Annotated in this window: 3 protein-coding genes and 1 pseudogene; all 4 read right to left on the bottom strand. The window is 56.4% G+C overall.

Annotated features, from left to right (window positions below; translation table 11 throughout):
• Window positions 1–45 precede the first annotated feature (45 nt).
• Window positions 46–1,224: an IS256-like element IS1249 family transposase gene (locus HMPREF2999_RS02125; RefSeq protein ID WP_005323424.1), complete on the bottom strand. Its 1,179-nt coding sequence runs from the start codon at window positions 1,222–1,224 to the stop codon at window positions 46–48.
• A 309-nt stretch (window positions 1,225–1,533) separates the two neighbouring features.
• Window positions 1,534–1,951: pseudogene (locus tag HMPREF2999_RS09465) on the bottom strand (transposase family protein); the annotation flags it as partial.
• Between the two features lie 164 nt (window positions 1,952–2,115).
• Complete coding sequence (erm, locus tag HMPREF2999_RS02120) at window positions 2,116–2,970, bottom strand: 23S ribosomal RNA methyltransferase Erm (protein WP_016459102.1); 855 nt, start codon at window positions 2,968–2,970, stop codon at window positions 2,116–2,118.
• A 99-nt stretch (window positions 2,971–3,069) separates the two neighbouring features.
• On the bottom strand, window positions 3,070–3,117 hold the full coding sequence (locus HMPREF2999_RS09670) for an erythromycin resistance leader peptide (RefSeq protein WP_011116968.1): 48 nt from the start codon (window positions 3,115–3,117) through the stop codon (window positions 3,070–3,072).
• Window positions 3,118–3,173: the final 56 nt, after the last annotated feature.

The raw sequence follows: 3,173 nt of genomic DNA, 5'->3' as shown, positions 1-3,173 counted from the left end.
GGGTTAAGGGTCAAAATGTGTGTCTGGCTCGGCGTGTCGCGGGGGTTAGATTTGGCCTTTTTGAATGCCGATTGAGTGGGTGTAGTCGGTGTCGATAGCGTTGTCGTAGAGGGCTGGGCGTCCTGTTTCGTGGTCGGCTTGGTTCTCGGTTTGGGTCAGGGTGGATACTTTGGCGAGTTGGCCCTGGCCCCAGTCGGACTGCCTGGCGATTCGTACTGGATCGTCAGGCAGTTCCGTTTTTAAGTAGAGCCACCAATCCAGCATGCGGCGTTGTCGTTCGCCTGATCTGCCGCGGTGGGTTCTGGCGAGCAGTTTGAGCTGGGCGTTGATGCCGCCTTCTAAGCTGTTGGTGGTGGATTTGATCCGCTCGGGCGCAAGGACTCCTGCTGGCGGGTTGAGGTAGACAAACAGCATCTCGGACCGCCAAAGATGGTTGAGGCTGTTGTAGGCCTTGCGCACGTTGTGGTGGGTCCACACGCGGGTCCATGCACCTGTTTTGGGGTCTTTGATCATGGTTTTCTCGTTCATCCATTCCCGGTAGATCGTTGAAAACTCGTGCAGTTGCACACCCCACGCGGCGGCTTCATCCAGTGTGGTGATCCGGGTCAGTTTCAGCGCAAGTCGGTAGATGGTGCGCCCGGCATCGGTGCGTGGGTTGGTGGTGGTGTAGCGGCGGACCACGCGTTGGGCGTGGACGAGGCAGCGTTGAATTTTCGTAGTCGGCCAGCACTTTTTGATTGCGCTGTATGCGCCTTGGCCGCCGTCGATGACGGCGATGAGTGGGGCTTCGATGCGTTCAAGCAGCAGTTGGTAGTCGCGGGTGGTTTCGTGTTTGCACCAGTGCCAGGCGATCACGTGGTCGATGGTCGCCGCGACGATCAGGCAGCCACCGGCGGTGTAGGTGCCATCGAGAAATACCTGGTCGTAGATCCGCTTGTGGTGGCCGGCGGTGGGGTCAGGCACATCAACGAGCCAGCACCACTTGAAGCGCCGCTTCATGGTGGCGCGGCTAACACCGTTTCGTTTGGCTAGGTCGTCGAGTGATATTGCGGTGGTGCAATGCTCGATGAACTGGGTGAACACTGCCGCGTTGGTGATGTCGTTTCGACGTTTGACGCTGGAGGCGCCGCATTGTTTGCAGCGCCATCTGGTGGTGCCTTTGCTGGTGGTGCCGTTGCGTTTCATTTCACCGCCGCAGTGGCAGCGTGGTTGGTTCTTCGACATTGCGACACCACACCACGCCGCGCATAGCACATCACGGCTGCCACACCGAGGATTTCCCGTCGGGGGCTAGATATATGCTTCCGGAGCATATACTTTCCGGAAACCTACAGGTCAATCCGTGAAAATCCGCGATTCCGGACACACTTTTTGACCCTTAACCCAGATTGCACGCGTGGGGATTGAGGGTGTGAATCCCACTGTCGTGGGTTTGATGAGGTAGTCGATGTTGCGGAAGCTTTGGCATCGGCGTGCGTTGTGCTCCGTACGTTGTTTCAAAAACGGGTTTCATCAAACGGAACAAAACCTGGGACACTTCATATCCCACCCCAGGCCTAATGACTTGGGTGCAGCGGCAACGCTCATCCGATTTAGGCAGAGTCGTTGCAGGATCCAGTGGGTCACCTGGTCCGTGGTCTTTGAATTGTCGGGCGCGCAGGCAAGGCCAGCACGGAAGATCTTCTGCAAGCAACGCTTGTTGGTGCACCGGTAGCGTGGAAGGCGCACATGAAGTTGTTGGGTGGCCGACGATGGGCAGATCGACCAGGCTGCGGATGACGTGGTCGCGGAATACTCCAGGCTGCCCGCAGGTAGGGCATTCATTGATCGGCTCGACGGGTTCGGCTTCAATAACAGTGACGTCACCGTTTTCTGTGGCACCGGTGATAGTAGTTCCTAGTTTTGCGGTGCGGCAGATGGTATCGACGATGACATTTCCGTTAGGCTGCACAGTAGGTCCTTAGTTTTGTACGGATGGATTAGATACCTTTTTCCTACAAAGCCAAGGACCCCAATATCTTGTGCCACGCCCGAACCCCCGGCGAACTAATCAATGCACTCTAAAACCGGAAGAGCCCTTTTAGTACTACTGGTGGATTTCGGTTTTGGTGGGGATTAACGCCGCCGGCTTCGGTTTTTCCGTTGAGGAGGTCGTTGACTACTTCCCGATGGTGAAATGGGTCGATGGTGAGGTAGAGAGGAACCAGTCACCTGGAAGAGATCGATCCAGTCGTTGGTGTGCAATCTGGGAGGTAGGGTCGCGGGGTCGATTCCTCGCGAGCGCAACCATGATTGTGTTTCTGAACGTGATGAAAACAACCCTGCCCTTCGGAGAATTTCCCCTATCCCGCGTCCCCGGGCAGTGAAAACGGTGTGCACCATCGCCTGAAAGGCTTTGCGCTGCTCTATCGGAATCTTCGGGTCACCCACCCGGCGGATCACTAAGATCCCCCCGTCAACGTTTGGCTGTGGCCGGAAAGCAGGCCTTGGTACCCGAGAACCCAGGTGAAATGTGAACCATGGGGACCACTGAGCCGTCATCATCGTGCTTGCGCCTACCCCGGCCCGGCGGCGAGCGACTTCCCACTGCATGAGGAGTACAGCGTCAGTCCATGCTGGCGCATGCAGCAACTTTCGAAGAATGGCAGTGGTGAGGTGAAAGGGAATGTTTCCCACAATGACGCAGGGAGTGGCGGGTAACCGGAAGTTAAGGAAATCATCATGGACCACTTCGACCGCCGCCGAGGAGGTTTCTTGTGTGATTTTGGCAGCTAGTTTTGCGTCCACTTCAACTGCCGTTATCGCCCTCCCCAAGTGGGCCATCGGGTGAGTGAGGGCACCGCTTCCTGGTCCGATCTCAATGATGGGGCCGGAGGTTTGTTTCACAAGGTCGATGATGGAGTTGATGATCTTGTGGTTGGTGAGAAAATTTTGGCCATGCTCGTGACGGCCGTGTCCGTATGCAGACATCAGGTGTGCTCCTTGGATTTGAAAGGGAGCCGGGCATGACAAATAGCCGCCCGGCTAAAGGACCGGAGCGGTTTTTAACCTACGGGGTAGGAAACCGCCTTAGCGGTTGGTGCGCAACCGCAAGAAAGCGGTACCTGAAATCAACATGGGTCTAATTATATCCATTAAAGGGTTAAGGGTCAAAATGTGTGTCTGGCTCGGCG

This window comes from Rothia sp. HMSC066H02 (assembly GCF_001814995.1).
Taxonomy (GTDB): domain Bacteria; phylum Actinomycetota; class Actinomycetes; order Actinomycetales; family Micrococcaceae; genus Rothia; species Rothia mucilaginosa.
Note: the sequence above shows the minus strand (reverse complement) of the source record. Positions and strands in the feature narration are given on the sequence as shown.